The organism is Algoriphagus hitonicola, from assembly GCF_900113375.1.
Lineage (GTDB): Bacteria > Bacteroidota > Bacteroidia > Cytophagales > Cyclobacteriaceae > Algoriphagus > Algoriphagus hitonicola.
This window is the reverse complement of record NZ_FOPC01000007.1, coordinates 63,211-79,891: the sequence shown is the minus strand read 5'-3', so window position 1 is coordinate 79,891 and position 16,681 is coordinate 63,211. Positions and strand designations below refer to the sequence as shown.

The 16,681-nt window shown below is 42.6% G+C and carries 12 protein-coding genes; 7 read left to right on the top strand and 5 right to left on the bottom strand.

Annotated features, from left to right (window positions below; genetic code table 11):
• Nucleotides 1-361: 361 nt before the first annotated feature.
• Complete coding sequence (locus tag BM043_RS10835; protein ID WP_092791551.1) at nt 362-3,316, top strand: serine hydrolase domain-containing protein; 2,955 nt, start codon at nt 362-364, stop codon at nt 3,314-3,316.
• A 73-nt stretch (nt 3,317-3,389) separates the two neighbouring features.
• On the opposite strand, the gene BM043_RS10830 is transcribed toward BM043_RS10835, so the two are convergent.
• Together BM043_RS10830 and BM043_RS10820 are read right to left on the bottom strand one after the other, a co-directional pair.
• A complete protein-coding gene (locus BM043_RS10830; RefSeq protein WP_177188464.1) occupies nt 3,390-4,538 on the bottom strand; it encodes a DUF4221 family protein in 1,149 nt (382 codons plus the stop codon).
• A gap of 700 nt (nt 4,539-5,238) precedes the next feature.
• Nucleotides 5,239-6,555 (bottom strand): M24 family metallopeptidase, encoded by a 1,317-nt coding sequence (locus BM043_RS10820; RefSeq protein ID WP_092791545.1) that lies wholly within the window; start codon nt 6,553-6,555, stop codon nt 5,239-5,241.
• Nucleotides 6,556-6,821: 266 nt separating this feature from the next.
• Here BM043_RS10820 and bshA point away from each other — a divergent pair, with 266 nt between their 5' ends.
• The 5 genes from bshA (at nt 6,822) to BM043_RS10795 (ending at nt 12,738) form a co-directional block, all read left to right on the top strand.
• Entirely contained in the window at nt 6,822-7,958 is a 1,137-nt protein-coding gene (gene bshA, locus BM043_RS10815) for an N-acetyl-alpha-D-glucosaminyl L-malate synthase BshA (RefSeq protein ID WP_092791543.1), read from the top strand.
• A gap of 112 nt (nt 7,959-8,070) precedes the next feature.
• Nucleotides 8,071-8,694 (top strand): sterol desaturase family protein, encoded by a 624-nt coding sequence (locus BM043_RS10810; protein ID WP_092791541.1) that lies wholly within the window; start codon nt 8,071-8,073, stop codon nt 8,692-8,694.
• A 42-nt stretch (nt 8,695-8,736) separates the two neighbouring features.
• Entirely contained in the window at nt 8,737-9,561 is an 825-nt protein-coding gene (locus BM043_RS10805) for a Rossmann-fold NAD(P)-binding domain-containing protein (protein WP_092791800.1), read from the top strand.
• Nucleotides 9,562-9,670: 109 nt separating this feature from the next.
• Nucleotides 9,671-11,848 carry an outer membrane protein assembly factor BamB family protein gene (locus BM043_RS10800; RefSeq protein WP_092791539.1) on the top strand — a complete coding sequence of 726 codons (2,178 nt, stop codon included), beginning with the start codon at nt 9,671-9,673 and terminating at the stop codon, nt 11,846-11,848.
• Nucleotides 11,849-11,859: 11 nt separating this feature from the next.
• A complete protein-coding gene (locus BM043_RS10795) occupies nt 11,860-12,738 on the top strand; it encodes a glycoside hydrolase family 16 protein (protein ID WP_092791538.1) in 879 nt (292 codons plus the stop codon).
• 35 nt (nt 12,739-12,773) lie between these two features.
• On the opposite strand, the gene BM043_RS10790 is transcribed toward BM043_RS10795, so the two are convergent.
• On the bottom strand, nt 12,774-13,040 hold the full coding sequence (locus BM043_RS10790; protein WP_092791536.1) for a hypothetical protein: 267 nt from the start codon (nt 13,038-13,040) through the stop codon (nt 12,774-12,776).
• Nucleotides 13,041-13,373: 333 nt separating this feature from the next.
• On the opposite strand from BM043_RS10790, the gene BM043_RS10780 reads away from it, so the two are divergent.
• Complete coding sequence (locus BM043_RS10780) at nt 13,374-14,516, top strand: acyl-CoA dehydrogenase family protein (RefSeq protein ID WP_092791534.1); 1,143 nt, start codon at nt 13,374-13,376, stop codon at nt 14,514-14,516.
• A 48-nt stretch (nt 14,517-14,564) separates the two neighbouring features.
• Here the strand turns inward: BM043_RS10780 and BM043_RS10775 are convergent, their stop codons facing one another.
• Nucleotides 14,565-15,701 carry an ATP-binding protein gene (locus tag BM043_RS10775; protein WP_092791532.1) on the bottom strand — a complete coding sequence of 379 codons (1,137 nt, stop codon included), beginning with the start codon at nt 15,699-15,701 and terminating at the stop codon, nt 14,565-14,567.
• A 54-nt stretch (nt 15,702-15,755) separates the two neighbouring features.
• A complete protein-coding gene (xerD, locus tag BM043_RS10770; RefSeq protein ID WP_092791531.1) occupies nt 15,756-16,673 on the bottom strand; it encodes a site-specific tyrosine recombinase XerD in 918 nt (305 codons plus the stop codon).
• Nucleotides 16,674-16,681 lie beyond the last annotated feature (8 nt).

Here is a 16,681-nt window from a genome sequence, read left to right as displayed (position 1 = left end):
GATCGAAATCAAACCGGATCCTGCCCACTTTCAGTTTTGGAATTTCATTGGACAACCCCATTATCTCTAAAGGCAACGGTTGAATCATGTCAATTCTCCAGTTGGATTATTTTTTAACCACAGACTTACCGACCTCAGGGGTTTTGGAAGTAAGCTACAGCCGACAATCAAATTTATACCAATTTTAACCCGAAAAGGAACTCATTGTTGTCCTTTCTTTACTATCTTCAAATTACTTTTACCTGAAAAGGAATAAGTAGAATGACCTCTCGGGAATAAGCATACCAGAATGAATGAATAAACGTTCAATGGTGTGCCTCACAAATTTATCTCAAATTTAAGGATTATAATTAACTCAAACATGCATGTTACGGTTCGGAGGGTTTTAGGCATCTGCTTGGTTGCCCTATTTTTCACCTCAGGAAAAATAGACAATGCCCTTTTAGTCGAAGACCCTTTAATCGCTCCAGACCCCATTGCCCAGCTCAACTGGGTAGATTCAGTTTATCAAAACCTCAGCTTAGATGAACGACTCGGCCAACTATTTATGGTGGCCGCTTATTCAAATAAAGACGAATCTCACGTCGATGAGATTAGCCAACTGGTAAAGAACGAAAATTTAGGCGGATTAATATTTTTTCAGGGCGGTCCGGATCGCCAAGCCAAACTGACCAATTATTATCAGGCACAGGCCAAAACTCCACTATTCATTGCCATGGATGCCGAATGGGGATTAAGTATGCGCTTGGATTCTATTCCTGATTTTCCAAAAGCCATGACGCTCGGCGCCATTCAAAATACCGAATTGATCTACACTATGGGCACCGAAATGGCCCGCCAATTCAAGGAAATGGGTATGCATATTAATTTTGCTCCGGTCGTGGACGTCAATTCCAATCCTGATAACCCCGTGATCGGCTATCGCGCCTTTGGGGAAAACAAACAACTTGTTGCCAAGCGTGCAGTTGCTTACATGAAAGGGCTGCAAGACCATGGAGTTATTGCCAACGCCAAACATTTCCCCGGACATGGAGATACCGAAGCCGACAGCCACTACGCCCTGCCGGTCATCAAGCATCCCGAAAATAGAATTTGGGACATCGACTTATATCCGTATCAGGAGCTTTTCCGCGAAAACCTCATGTCGGTCATGGTGGCCCATCTCAATATTCCCTCACTGGACAATACCGCTAACACCCCGACTAGTTTAAGCAGAAAAGTCGTCACGGACCTGCTCCAAAACCAAATGAATTTCCAGGGCTTGGTCTTCACCGATGCGCTTAATATGCGTGGAGTATTGCAATCCAGTAGTCCTGGAGAAGTGGATCTGAAAGCCCTTCTTGCAGGAAATGACGTCCTCCTCTACTCTCAGGATGTCCCTAAAGCCAAAACCCTAATCAAAGAAGCTATACAGGACGGAAAGATCTCGGAGAAAGAAATTGAACGCAAAATCAAAAAAATCCTCAGAGCAAAATACCAGGTAGGACTTAATGACTATCGCCCCATCAAAACTTCTGGACTAATCGATCGCCTAAACACGCCCGAGGCCGAAGTGATTCGGGAGGAATTGTATGCAAATGCTATCACTGTAGCCGCCAACAAGGACGAATTGATTCCTTTCAAAGGACTGGACATGAAGCGATTTGCCAGTCTGACCATTGGTGGGGATGGGCAAGAATTTCAGAACCAGCTTGGCAAATACACGAAATTTGATCATTTCGACATCGAAAAAGCCTCCAGTGAATCTGAGCATTATAAGCTCATGAAAAAACTGGAAGATTACGATGTCGTAGTCGTCGGGTTTATGGGAGTGACCAATCTTCCGAGAAGGGCTTTTGGAATAGCCCCTGGAGATGTGGAATTGCTGCGAATGCTTCAAAAGCGCCAAAAAGTCGTCACCGTACTGTTTGGAAATGCTTACGCCTCCCAGTTTTTGGAGGGATTGGAGCATGTGGTTTTTGCATTTGAAAACAATGAATTAACTCAAAAACTAAGCCCCCAGATTCTTTTCGGTGCGAGACCGGCACAAGGAATCCTTCCAGTATCCGTGAGCACCCAATTCACCTATGGCGTCGGAGGATTTTTGCAGGGGATGAACAGACTTTCCTATGGCACTCCTGAGAGTGTGGGGCTTGACAGCAAGACACTGGACCAAATTGATGAAGTAGCTGAAAAAGCGATTCGCATCCAAGCTACTCCGGGAGCGAGCGTACTCGTGGTCAAAGATGGGAAAGTAGTGTTTGAACGCTCCTATGGGCAACTCGAATACAAACGCTCCCCAAAAGTGAATTCTGAAACCGTTTACGACCTGGCCTCGATCACCAAAGTCCTGGCCACTACCCAGGCTGTGATGTTTCTTCACAGCCGAGGTGAATTGGACATGAACAAAACTTTGGGCGATTACCTCCCAGAGCTAAAAGGCACCAACAAAGCAAAGTTGATCCTTCGGGATGTGATGGCACATGAAGCAGGATTAAAAGCATTTATTCCTCATTACGTAAAAACAGTAGAAAGCGGACAGTGGCGTAATGAGTATTACCAGCCAAACCCTGCGCCCGGTTTTTCAAGTCCCGTTTCCAACGACATGTTTGCGGTAAATCACCTTCGGGATAGTATCTGGCACTGGACCGTAACATCCGATTTGCTTCCAAAAAGCGGGGGCCGAAATCGCTACGTCTATTCCGACCTGACCATGTATTTTATGCAGGCCGTGGTCGAGCGAATCGTCAATCAACCCTTGAACGAGTTTTTGGACCAAAACTTCTATGAGCCGCTAGGATTGTATAGCCTGACGTTTAAGCCATTCGAAAAAATGCCGATCGACAACATCGCTCCTACTGAAAACGATGTTGCCTTTAGAAAACGACAAGTTAAAGGCTATGTACACGATCCCGGTGCGGCCATGTATGGTGGAGTAGCTGGACATGCAGGCCTTTTTGGAAAGGCAAATGACCTTGCCGTCATGATGCAGCTTATGCTCAATCAGGGTTATTATGGCGAACTCAGTTTGCTCAAACCTGCTACAGTAGCAGCATTTACCCAGCGGCAATCCACCCAAAGCCGTAGAGGGTGGGGCTGGGACAAACCCGAACCTGAATTGGGAAAAGGGGGTTCGGCAGGAGATTTGGCTCCCAAGACGACATTTGGGCATACCGGATTTACCGGAACCTGCGTCTGGGCGGACCCTGAAAACAACTTAATCTATGTTTTTCTATCCAATCGGGTCTATCCTGAGGCAGAAAACACCAAGTTGCTCAAAGAGGGGATCCGAACTGAAATCCACGATATTATTTATAAGGCCCTGGCAAAAAACTAAAAATCGCTAAAATATTTTTCAATATCTTTTCGGATAATTATATATTTAATTCTAGAAATACCTTAAGTAAAAGTTATCTTAGGTCATTAAAGTTGAATGTGTGAAAAACTAATTCATCCTCTTTGAAAGATGGATTATCAGGATGCATAGGGAACAAGTTTAGTCCGTTTTTATCAATAAAGTAATGGTGGCTTAAATACACATTTCTAGGAAGAACAAACTCCTTTATTAAGGAAAAATCCTCCAGATTATATATACTGATGGTGAAAAACCTTGGCGTATATCCAAATTTCATAGCATCCTCATCGCCTGAGATATCTTCTCCCGGCCAACCAAAACGAAATAACAAGTTATTATATGCATCAAAGGATATACCCAAATTCGAAGAGCTCTTGTACAGAAGATTGATATTTTCATTAGGAGATTGGGACATTCTAGGAGAATTCCAATATTCATTAGAAAAATTCCGAATCAAATTAGATTTTAACTTATATTCTTCAAATCTATTTCCATTAAAATCAATTTCAAACATGGTATTACTTTGATCATGGAGTAGGAGAAGTGAATTCGAAGTAGCAGAAAGACCAAAATCTATCGCATCATTAAACTTCAACAAAGACTCAGGCGCCTTGAATGCCAAGTAATCAAATTTTTCGCTTTTTTGATTGAAGGAAAAGATTGGAGGATAATCTTTTAAAGTCTCTTCATTTAAGTCAGAAGGGAAAATATTCTGAAGATCTCCCATTAAAAAGAAATATCGGCCTTTTCCATCTTTTTGAATAGTATTCGAAAATCTAGTCATTGAGACAAAGACTCCTCCAAGTTTAGATTCATTAAAATAATCATATTCAAGAAGCTTATTTCCATCTGAGTCAATCAACACAAATTGGTACGCCATAGTTGGAATGTAAATACTATCCTCATTAGCCACGTAGAAACCAAGAGGCATACCTAACCCATTTGGGCCCTCCGTCTCTAATTTTATTGATTTCTTTAAGGTTTTGCTGGTAAGATTAAAAACTGAAATGGTTTGCTGATTTGCATTCCACCAATAAAGATCACCATCAAAATACTGCAGGGTTCTAGTGTAGAGATCTATTTTTGGATCAATGGAAATTGTAGTCGTGTCTACAATGAAATCTAAAGGATTATCAGAATTTATTTTCCTTTCATTACATGAAATGTGAAAAAGAAGAAGTAATAATACTAGTTTTTCTTTCATCTGTATATAATTGATTTTCAGAGGCAACATTAAACCTTGTAGGTTTGATAGTCATGCCAATAGGTGATTTCCATGTCATTCTCGATTTGATAGATTTTATTATCAAAATAAAATCAGGCCTAGCCCTATTGTGGCTAGACCTGATTAGAGAATTTAACCCTTAAAGCTCGGATGCCTCAACTACGGGATAGGTTGTTGAACAGTCGGCACCTCCATAAGCACATAATCCATCAGGGGCTGTAGTTAAACAAAACTGAACCTCCTCAGACCATTTACAATAAATCACATCACTTTGTGCCATGGTGTTACTGGATATAGCACCCAGGAAAAGTAATAGACTTAAAGCCAAAACGAGTTTTTTAATTGAATTTTTCATTTTGATAAATTGATTGTTTAGAAATAATATAAAAGCCCTCAGCGCCGAAAACTTAAACTAAACATACTGCCCCCCCCCATGAAAAAGTCAAGTGTTTACTAAGAAATTTTTGTCATTTTTTTTCAAAACAGCCTCAAGTTGCTAGTTAAAGTCCCTTTAGGATACGGTTTGATCGTTTACTCGATTTTCGAATTCCTGGTTTCAGCCCAAATTGCTGAACATTTGGCGGCTGCGCTAAACCTTTGGGGTTTTATAAACCCCGAAGATTTTTATTCTTTTATAAACCTTCGAGGTCTAAAAAGATCTCAAAGGTTTCGCTAAAATCTACCTCACCAGAATCAATTCCTCTTGAGGCTGGATCAAAAATTCAGCCCCATATTCTGTCACCACAGCCATTTCCTCCACAGAAATTGTTTTGAAGGTGCCATCGGTTCGTTTCCAAGAATGGAATCCATCGAAAGCGAATACCATTCCTGCTTTTAATTCCTTTTCGGCAGCAGGCCGCACAGATGGGCTTTGGGCTCCGCCTAAATTAGGACCTACATCATGAGCTACATAACCCACCGGATGACCGGTACTCCACATGACATATTCCGAACCGGCCTTTTCCATCAGTTCCCGTTGTGCCCGATCTACCTCCACGCCCTTGACTCCCGGCTTCATTGCTGCAAAGGCTGCTCGAGAACCTGCTTTGCCATGCTCCCAGTAAGATTGAATAGCTGCAGGAGCTTCCGTCTCCCCTTCGTTCAGCACATAGGCGAAGCGCTGAATATCACTGACCCAGATATCATAAAGTTTCACCCCGAAATCAATCTGAATCACATCCCCAGGCATGATCACCTTTTCTGTAGCATGCGAATGTCCCCGATCGGGCCCGGAATTCACATTGGGATTTTGATCAGGGTGCCAGGCATCTTTTACGCCATATTCTGACATTTTTTCTTTTAAAAATTGAGCGACTTCCGCATCGGTGGTTTTTCCAGGCTCTATCATGTCATAGGCTTGATACTGAAAATCTGAAGCCAATTGGGCGGCTTGACGCATGATTTCGACTTCAGCCGGAAGCTTGATCGAAAGCCATTCATAAACTAATTCGGTGGAAGAAACCATTTTATCTGCTACCTCGCCTAAAGCTTCTTCTAGCTCCATACGCTGGCTGTAGGATAATCCATCAGCCATGGCATTGGATTCGGAACTATTCACCGCGATTTTCCCAAAATTCTTTTCTCCAATAAAAGCGGCTGCGGCCTCCACTGCGGATTCTCCACGAGGCACTCTCCTCACTTCTTCATGAATATCCAATTCATCCAGTGCGGTGGCTTCGCCATCTGGCGAAAACACCAAGGAATGAAATCCCCCTTCATCGAGGTAAAATAGAAAAACGGCCGTTCCACCGGCATTTTCTCCCCCAATATGAGAAGCGATGGGATCATTGTGATTTTCCCGACAGATACTGATCCAACAGTCCACTCCTGCCGCTTTCATCGCTTCTGGTAAAAGGCGGTTGATTCGCTCTTTTCGGATTTCGGGCCAAGGATTATCCGACCAATCAGGAAGTGAGTCTGATGTACTCTCGACCGGAGGGCTGCATGCCGCCATAGTGGCGATTAGGATAAATAAAACAAGAATGGATTGAAGCATAAAAACACATTTTTGATATCAAATTTTAAAATAAGAGTAAATCCCAAATAAATCCCTTTTCGATTTCAAATATCCTATAAATCTCTTCCCAAGTCAAAAAGCAAAACCAAAGGTATAAACCCTACAATTTCTTGATAATCAGTTTATCTTTACTTTATATTAAAAATAACCTCAAGAGGAGCCAACATAAATACCGCCTTAATTGAACAAATTTAACAGGTATGCGTGTTTAAAACAGATTAGCCAAAAAGGCGTAAATCAAAGCTATGAAAATTGGAATTGTATGTTATCCTACCTTTGGTGGGAGCGGGGTAGTGGCTACCGAGCTGGGAAAAGGCTTGGCCAAAGTCGGTCATGAAGTTCATTTTATCACTTACAGTCAGCCATCCCGTCTGGATTTTTTCAGCGAAAACCTCTATTATCACGAGGTAGATATCAAAAGCTATCCTCTTTTTGAACATGCTCCCTACGAATTGGCTTTAGCCAGTAAAATGGTCTCTGTGGTCAAATATGAAAACCTGGACTTGCTGCATGTACACTATGCCATTCCTCATGCTTCTGCGGCTTATATGGCCAAGCAAATCCTGAAAGACCAAGGCATTCAGATCCCTGTAGTCACTACGCTCCACGGAACGGATATTACGTTGGTCGGAAAAGACCCAAGCTACGAACCGGTAGTCACTTTCAGCATCAATAAATCCGATGGAGTTACTGCAGTTTCCGAAGATTTGAGAAAAGAAACCTTTGCATATTTTGATATCAAGCGAGAGATCGAAGTCATCCCGAATTTCATCGACTTGGAGCGATTCAAAAAACAGAAAAAAGAACATTTCAAAAAAGCCATCTGTCCCAATGATGAAAAGCTACTCGTCCATACGTCCAACTTCCGAAAAGTAAAGCGAGTGGAAGATGTCGTGCGAGTATTTTATGAAGTACGAAAGGAAATCCCAGCCAAGCTACTTCTGGTCGGAGATGGCCCAGAGCGGGACAAAATGGAGCGTCTCTGTAGAGACCTGGGTACCTGCGAAGACATTCGGTTTCTGGGCAAACTCGATGCTGTGGAGGAAGTGCTGTCGGTGGCGGATCTATTTATCATGCCTTCGGAAAAAGAAAGTTTTGGCTTGGCGGCACTGGAGGCCATGGCTTGTGAAGTACCAATTCTGACATCAAATGCCGGAGGTATTCCGGAATTGAATATCGACGGAGTTACCGGACATGTCTGCGAAATTGGCGATATTCAAGATATGAAGGTGAAAGCCTTGAGAATCCTTTCGGATGAACATTTTGCAACATTTAAAGCCAATGCATTGGCTCGCGCAAAGGAATTTGACATTTCTCAAATTCTGCCACGTTATGTGGACTATTACCAGAAAACCATAGAAAAAACCCTGGCTACCATTTAAAAAACTAAAATAAACTGACAAAAATCACAGTGACACCAAACCTTAAGGGCTATTTTTGCAGTACTTATTAAAACCAACTATTTATTTTACCTTTGATTAATTCACGAACAATATGAAAAAGATTGGAAGACTCGAAAGACCGGACAATTTTGGTTCAGTTAGAATGTTCGATAACCCAATATTAGAACGTCTATCTCGGACACATATCAGTATCCCGATTACGATGTTTGGCGTTTTGTCGGCAATTTCATTCTATTACGCCTTGGATACCACGATTCCTTTTGCAAAAGGATTAGTAATACTTTTTGCTGGATATATATTCTTCACTTTTGTAGAATACATGATGCACAAGTATTTTTTTCACATGGAACCTGATACCCCGATGAAGGACAAACTCCAATATTCTGTTCACGGCGTACATCATGATTACCCAAAAGACAAGGATCGATTAGCCATGCCTCCTTTTGTCAGTGCGGCCTATGCGGCGATTGCTTATTTGGTTTTTAAATTGATCATGGGTGATTTTGCATTTTATTTCCTTCCGGGATTCTTAATCGGATATGCCAGTTACTTGGGTGTCCATTACATTGTCCATGCCTACAATCCTCCAAAGAATTTCCTGAAAATACTCTGGGTCAATCATGCCATCCATCACTACAAAGATCCTGATGTCGCTTTTGGGGTAAGTACCCCGCTATGGGATATTATTCTCGGCACTATGCCAAAAAGAGATTAAATCAAAACCTCTCTCACGGGAGGTTTTTTAATCATGAAGCCCATGAATAAAATTTCAATCATCGGACTTGGTTGGATCGGATTGCCCTTGGCAAAATTGCTTTTAGAAAAAAATGTTAAAGTAATCGGAAGTTCGACTACTTCAGCAAAAGCTTCTTCACTTCAAAATTTGGGAATTCCCTCCATTCATTTTGCGCTAGATCCTCACCCTATAGGCTCAGGATTTCATCAACTTTTCCAAGGAGATGTCATCGTACTTAATATTCCTCCCCGTAGTCGGCAGGACGGCGGAGAAAAGTATTTGGAGCAGTTGAAGTTCCTTACCGCCTTGCTTAATAATTCCCCCATCCAAAAGGTCCTATATGTGAGTTCGACGGGAGTTTATCCAGAGGATTTTCGCTCCGAGGAATATACTGAAGAAGAAGCCATCAGCCTTAGTACCGCCGGTAACCCTGCGCTATGGAAAGCAGAGCGCTACCTTCTTGACAATCTTGAGCAAGACTTGACCATCGTCCGATTTGGAGGATTATTAGGTGATGATCGCATTCCAGGAAGATATTTCTCCGGAAAAGAAAATGTGATCGGCCATACTAGAGTCAATTACATCTACAGAAATGACGCGGTGCAGATGATGCATTTTATTCTAGCAAACGAGTTATGGGGCAAAACCTTCAACGGAGTAGCTCCGCTTCATCCACTGCGAAAGGAAGTTTATGAGAAAAATGCTCAAGATCTTGGAATTGCTCCTCCTGCTAGCTTCGCTCCCGAAAATCCAGCCGAACAGCGTCTCGTTTCTTCCCAGAAAATTATCGATTCCGGATTTGAATTTACATTTCCGGATCCTTTGGATTTTCCATACCAACAATAGTTACTCTGACTAAGTAAAAATTTTTTAGGTCACCCAACTGATTTTTGCATCTCAAAGGATTTTTAAAAGAAAATGCGCATATTCTCGGAATAATTTAAATCCCAATAGAATGTGCGCCATTCTCCCCTTCCTCAAAGCTACATTTCCTTCATTCTTTTCCCCTTCAACAGGTACCATTCTACTTTTATTGGGCTCCATTTTGGCCCTTTCCTGCCAATCTCCCAATTCAGAAATTGACTACACGGATTGGTCTCATTACGGAGGCCCTGAAGATGGGAGCCGGTATTCTAGCCTTTCCCAAATCACCAAAGAAAATGTCGCTCAGCTCGAGGTAGCCTGGACTTATCGCACGGAAGATGTCACCGAACGATCTCAGATACAATGCCAGCCGATTGTCAAAAACGGATTGCTCTACGGCAGCACACCTTCACTGAATATTTTTGCTTTAGATGCATCAACGGGGACTGAAATTTGGAGATTTGATCCATTCGAGATTTTAGGAGGGGAAAACTCCTGGGCTGGAACAAATCGCGGAGTATCCTACTGGGAAAAAGGGGAAGATAAACGCATACTTTTCGGTGCTGGCAATTGGCTGATGGCTGTGGACGCTGAAACGGGAAATCCCATTGAAGATTTTGGTGACAATGGAAAACTGGATCTGCGTAAAAATTTGGATTCAGAGCGGGAGGATTTTTTAATCGTGGCCAATGCCCCAGGAGTAGTTTACCAAGACTTGGTAATTATCGGCATGCGCCTTTCTGAGGGACTTGACGCTGCACCGGGTCATATTCGAGCCTATCATATCGAGACTGGAAAACTGGAATGGACCTTTCACACCATCCCAAAAGAAGGGGAATTTGGATATGAGACCTGGGACCCAGCATACATTCGTCAAATCGGCGGTGCAAATAATTGGGCGGGGATGGTTGTCGATTATTCGAGAGGAATCGTCTTTGTACCCACCGGTTCGGCTACTTATGACTTCTGGGGTGGATATCGACATGGAGACAACCTGTTCGCCAACTCCCTGATCGCTCTTGATGCCAAAACAGGGGAAAGAATCTGGCATTTTCAAGGGGTTCATCATGATATTTGGGATCGGGATTTTCCTTCACCTCCAACCCTGATACGGATCAAAAAGGAAGGAAAATGGATCGATGCCGTCGCTCAGCCTTCCAAGCAAGGATACACTTTTGTACTAAATCGGGAAACCGGTGAACCTGTTTGGCCAATTGAGGAGATGCCCGTTACTCAAAGTACTCTTCCCGGTGAAAAAACCAGTCCCACTCAGCCCGCTCCGACACTTCCAGAACCTTTTATGAATATGATTTTTGAGGAAAAAGACATTTTGAACCTCAAACCTGAATGGGAAGCTGATATCCGGGATCAATTAAAAAATGCGCTTTACGGAGATATGTGGCTCCCTCCCAATGCAGAAAAGCCGATTGTTTTATTCCCTGGAATGGACGGCGGGGCCGAATGGGGTGGATCGGCTTTCGATCCTGAAACCCAGACTTTTTATGTCAACGCCAATCAAATCCCCTGGATCATCGAGATGACACCCAATGCGGATTTTGAAAATGTAGGAAAATCCGCCTACACCAATTACTGCGGCAATTGTCACGGATTGGAGCGAAAAGGAAATCCCCCTGCTATTCCGGGCTTGATTCAAATTCAGGAAAAATATACCCCCGACTCCTTGGATCAACTCCTCCAAAAAGGTCGTGGAGCCATGCCGGCTTTTGACTATTTGACTCAAGAAACTCGAAAAGTCTTGGTCGATTATCTGATGGGAACTATTGAGGAAGGGGACAAAGTAGAACTCGAATCCACCCCGAGTAATCTCAATCCCCGCTACTACATGAATGGCTACAAAAAACTCCTCACCAAAGAGGGACTTTATGGATCAAATCCTCCATGGGGCCTGCTCACTGCACTCGATATGCAAACTGGACTGAAAAAATGGCAGATTCCATTGGGAGAAATAGACAGTTTAGCCGCTCAGGGATTCACCAATACTGGGACTGAAAATTACGGCGGACCAGTCGTCACAGCCGGCGGACTACTTTTCATAGCGGCCACAAAAGATGAAAAAATCCGGGCATTTGATAAGGATACTGGGGAATTACTCTGGCAAGCCAACTTACCTGCTGCCGGACATGCGACGCCCGCGATGTATGAAAAAGACGGTAAACAGTTTTTGGTCATTGCCTGTGGAGGTGGCAAAGGCACCAAAAGCGGAGATTCCTATGTGGCTTTTGCCTTGCCGGAAAATGTCGAAAATTGAATTTCTAATCCATGAAATTATTCACTCTTTTCGCTTTCCTCATTTTATCATTTCTCATTCCTATGCAAGTGAATCCAGAATTTCATGATGCATTGGTAGAGGAGTTTGACTCCGAAAATCTCCAACACTTTGAGTACGTTTCCAGGGGATCTGATTCCCCATTTAAGTGGCGATCAGGGATTTCTTCAAAGCAAGAGAAAGAAACCTCCATTCTTTCTTTCAAACTAGACCCAAAAGATCCTGTCGGTCCCGGAAGAGGTCCTGAAATCAGCTCTAAAAAATCAGTTCACTTTGGTCACTACGCAGCTCGGCTCAAGGTGCCCGATGCCAGATTTAAGCAAGCTAATGTGGGAGCAGTAGTCGGATATTTTACCTACACCAATGACTCTATTTTGGGACTGAGTGAAATCGATTTTGAATGGCTATTGGCAGATCCAGAAGTCATTTATGTAGGTACCTGGACTGGCAAAAGCGGGAATTTGAAGCGGGTGGGCCGAACCATCAACCTTGCCCAGGGATTGATCTACACCAGTGAATACCGGGAAGACGCCCAAAAAATCAGAGAAGACATCACTCATGAGCAGCATCAGCCTACGTTTATAGAAACGATTCCCGACTTCGACGCCTCAGCAGAGTTTCACACCTATGGCTTTGACTGGTATCCTGATCGCATCCGGTGGTGGATGATTCATCCGTATCGGAGGGATACCTTGGTTCTTTGGGATTATCGGGGAACGCGCGGGATTCCTCAACACCCGAGCAAGTATTTGATGAATTTTTGGCATACCGATAATTGGGCTGTGGAAACCAACCCGCAAGCTTTGGAGAAACCTAAGCATCGATTCGAACTGGAAGTAGATTGGATGTCCTATCGACCATTAAAAAAATAATCGGAAAACAAGATTGCATCTTTCAATGAAAAAAACTAGCTCTTTTTCCGAAGCTTCACCAAGTCCAATTTTTCACTTGCTTTTTCATTGATTTGGTTCAAGGTTAAGTTAATTTCTAAAATTTGCTTTGACCGAATTATTTCTTTGTCAATGATTTTCTCCAAATCCGTGATCCGCTTATTTTGAATATGTTTTGATTTTGAAAATTCACAGTAGAGAAAATAATACAGCATTAAAAAGCTTCCTAAGATCAAGGAAATAATCACTTTCAAAAATATAGGCTGAAACAGGAATTCAATCATAAGTAGCCAATTCGGATTTATTTTTATAGAAACCAAAGTTAAAATCAATCCATTTCCAACTCCATACGACAAAAGGCCTATTTATATCTCCATGTAGTCTATCGGTCCGAAGGATTTTTTCCAAAAGATTTTCACCCATTCAAACGAAGGAATAATTGGCTTTTCTCTTCAGGTAAGAAATATAATTGATCGATAACCCCGATTCTCTTGGTTTTTGGAAAGAGATATTCAATGGTATAAAAATATAGTCCATCGGATTCGGATTTGCTGAAACCAAACTAATTGCGAAACTTAGGGTTTGATTCACAGCATATAAACCCAAATAGTAACAAAATGAATTTTAACCTCAACGAAAATCAGCAAATGATCGCTGAGATGATTCGTGATTTCGGAGCCAAAGAAATCACCCCTTTTCGTAAAGACTGGGACGACAAGCAACATTTCCCGATTGAAATTTTCAAAAAACTCGGGGAACTCGGTCTCATGGGCGTCTTGGTGCCCTCCGAATACGGGGGCTCGGGCTTCGGATATTATGAATACGTGACTGCCATCGTGGAGCTTTCCAAATTGGATCCCTCGGTAGGACTTTCCATGGCCGCACACAATTCGCTTTGTACCGGACACATCATGATGTTTGGGAATGAGGAGCAAAAGAAAAAATACCTCCCCAAACTAGCCACTTGTGAGTGGCTGGGGGCTTGGGGCTTGACCGAACCAAATACCGGTTCGGATGCCGGAAATATGCGCACCGTAGCCAAAAAAGAAGGCGAATACTACATTCTGAACGGTGCCAAAAACTTCATTACCCACGGCTATTCCGGAGATGTAGCGGTGGTCATTGCCCGGACAGGCGAAGTGGGAGATTCTCATGGAATGACCGCTTTTGTGGTCGAAAAGGGTACTCCGGGCTTCAAAGGAGGCAGAAAAGAAGATAAACTCGGCATGCGAGCATCCGAAACAGCCGAGATGATTTTTGAAGACTGCAAAATCCACGAAAGTCAGATTCTCGGTGAAGTAGGAGAAGGATTTATTCAATCCATGAAGATATTGGACGGGGGTAGGATTTCGATAGCTGCACTTTCCCTCGGTATTGCTGAGGGTGCGCTGGAAGCTTCCATTCAGTATTCCAAAGAGCGTCAGCAATTCAATCAGCCGATCAGTAAATTTCAAGGGATTTCTTTCAAATTAGCCGAAATGGCTACACAAGTAGAAGCGGCAAGTCTATTGACTTTCAAAGCAGCTGACCTGAAAAACCGGGGTGAAAAAGTGACCTTGGCTGGAGCGCAAGCGAAATTGTATGCTTCTGAAATCGCTGTTTCAGTCGCCAATGAAGCAGTTCAGATTTTCGGTGGCTATGGCTTTACCAAGGACTATCCCGTGGAGAAATACTATCGAGATGTTAAATTGTGCACGATCGGTGAAGGCACTTCGGAGATTCAAAAATTGGTGATTTCGAGAGAGGTGTTGAAGAAGTAATTTTGCACTGCAACTTTTCCAAAGTTTAGAACTTTGGAAAAGTTTTTTTTAATATGGATATTCTAAAAGCCAATCCATAAAGTTTTCTCGGTGAATCACTTGTACCGGTGCTGTTCTGTAATTTTCGATAAAAGCTTTAGGAACTTTCACTTTCGCCTTTGGATTCCACTTGAATTCAAACGGATATAATTGACCATCAATCTCTTCTATATAGTCTATTTCTCCGCCTCGAGCTAACCTCCAAAAATAATTTTTTCCATAAAACCCATGGTAACTGAGCAGTTTTATTCTTTCACTAATTAGAAAGTTTTCCCATAAAGAACCGATATCCTGTCTATTCCCGAATGCAGCGTAATTCCCAACCACGGAATTTCGAATCCCATTATCAATAAAATAGATCTTTCGGCTGCTGCTTATTTCAGTTCTCAAATTTCTAGAAAATGGCTGGAGGCGAAAAATGATAAAAGCCTTTTCTAATAAGTCAAGGTAATTTGAAACTGTGTTTTTATCTGCCTGTACTGTCCTCCCTAATTCATTCAAACTTACCTCCGAGCCAAGTTGCCAGGCTAGAGCCTGAAGAATTTTTTGGAGTAATTCCGGCTTTCTAATTCCCTGGAAATTTAATAAATCTTTATAGAGATAACTTGATGCTAAATTCTTTAATAGTTCTACTTCATATCCTGAATTAGTGACTACCTCAGGATATGAACCAAAAACAAGGGTTTTTTCCAGCTCCGAAAGCATGGAAGGAACCCCAAAAGCATTGACAAGTTCGCCCCAACTCATAGGGAAAAGCTGAAACTCCCATTTTCTACCAGTCAAAGGTTCATGAATTTGATTCGCTAATTCTAAAGATGAAGAACCCGTCACAATCAAATTCAAGTCTTGAAAATTATCCGTAATCAATTTGAGTGTAATTCCAACATCTGGAATTCTTTGCGCCTCATCAATGACAATCGTCTTCGTATTTGCCAAATAAGCTTTGAGAAAAGGAAGTGTCGGGCGGGTAAGTGAGGCAATAACCGTCGGTTCGTCTGCATTGAGATACAAAAACTCCCCCAGTGAACCTGCCAGTTTTTTTACCAAAGTTGTTTTTCCAACTTGCCTGGGCCCTAAAAGAATAATGGCTTTTCCAGAGCCTAATTTGGAAAACAGTTTTTCGAATATTTTTCGATTTATATGCATATTTGGTGAATATAATCACCAAATATACGTATATTCAGTGAATATGATCACCAATTATGCGTTTTTCTGATTTCTGGGATGAAAATCCGTCAAAACCTGACGCAGGTAATCCCGATCCAAATGCGTGTAAATTTCGGTAGTCGTGATGCTCTCATGTCCAAGCATTTCCTGGACGGCACGAAGGTCAGCCCCTCCTTCGATCAAATGTGTCGCAAAAGAATGCCGAAAAGTGTGGGGGCTCACATTTTTTTGAATTCCTACCTGCGATACAGCTTCTTTGATAATCATAAAAATCATCACCCGACTCAGCTTTTTGCCTCGTCGATTGAGAAAAACATATTCCTCATGTCCACGGGCGATATCCTGATGACTGCGTACTTCCTGCTGATAAATGTTCAGGTACTTAAGCGCATCTTTTCCGACAGGAACCAAACGCTCCTTATTTCCCTTTCCCACGATTCGCAGAAAACCGATGTCTTCAAAAATCTGGCTTTTTTTCAAACTAATCAGTTCCGAAACCCGCAAACCACTGCTGTAAAGTAATTCCAACATGGCCCGGTTACGATGACCTTGAGGCTCGCCGAGGGGAATGCCTTCGAGGATTTGATTGATTTCGTGAAAGCTCAAAGTATCCGGAAGTTTTCTTCCTAATCGGGGAGCTTCGAGCAATTGGGCGGGATCCTTTTTGATCTGGCCTTCATACATCAGAAAGCGATAAAATGCTTTAATCCCCGAGATCATCCGAGCTTGGGTAAATTCGGAAAGCTCGAGCTCGCCAATGGTTTGGACAAAAGTCTGAAGCTCTTTGGAGCTTAAATCCAAGGGACTCAATCCGCCAAAGGTAGACTCCACAAATTGTCCCAATCGCTGCACATCCCGACAATAGGCTTCAATCGAATTTTCGCTCAGCGAACGCTCGATTTTCAGGTAGTGCCGAAATTGTTTGTTATACGATTCCCAGGATTTGGACATGAATTAAA

Coding starts and splice junctions, on each gene's coding strand:
- BM043_RS10835 (WP_092791551.1), top strand. CDS start 362: ATGCATGTTACGGTTCGGAGGGTTTTAGGCATCTGCTTGGTTGCCCTA.
- BM043_RS10830 (WP_177188464.1), bottom strand. CDS start 4,538: ATGAAAGAAAAACTAGTATTATTACTTCTTCTTTTTCACATTTCATGT.
- BM043_RS10820 (WP_092791545.1), bottom strand. CDS start 6,555: ATGCTTCAATCCATTCTTGTTTTATTTATCCTAATCGCCACTATGGCG.
- bshA (WP_092791543.1), top strand. CDS start 6,822: ATGAAAATTGGAATTGTATGTTATCCTACCTTTGGTGGGAGCGGGGTA.
- BM043_RS10810 (WP_092791541.1), top strand. CDS start 8,071: ATGAAAAAGATTGGAAGACTCGAAAGACCGGACAATTTTGGTTCAGTT.
- BM043_RS10805 (WP_092791800.1), top strand. CDS start 8,737: ATGAATAAAATTTCAATCATCGGACTTGGTTGGATCGGATTGCCCTTG.
- BM043_RS10800 (WP_092791539.1), top strand. CDS start 9,671: ATGTGCGCCATTCTCCCCTTCCTCAAAGCTACATTTCCTTCATTCTTT.
- BM043_RS10795 (WP_092791538.1), top strand. CDS start 11,860: ATGAAATTATTCACTCTTTTCGCTTTCCTCATTTTATCATTTCTCATT.
- BM043_RS10790 (WP_092791536.1), bottom strand. CDS start 13,040: ATGATTGAATTCCTGTTTCAGCCTATATTTTTGAAAGTGATTATTTCC.
- BM043_RS10780 (WP_092791534.1), top strand. CDS start 13,374: ATGAATTTTAACCTCAACGAAAATCAGCAAATGATCGCTGAGATGATT.
- BM043_RS10775 (WP_092791532.1), bottom strand. CDS start 15,701: ATGCATATAAATCGAAAAATATTCGAAAAACTGTTTTCCAAATTAGGC.
- xerD (WP_092791531.1), bottom strand. CDS start 16,673: ATGTCCAAATCCTGGGAATCGTATAACAAACAATTTCGGCACTACCTG.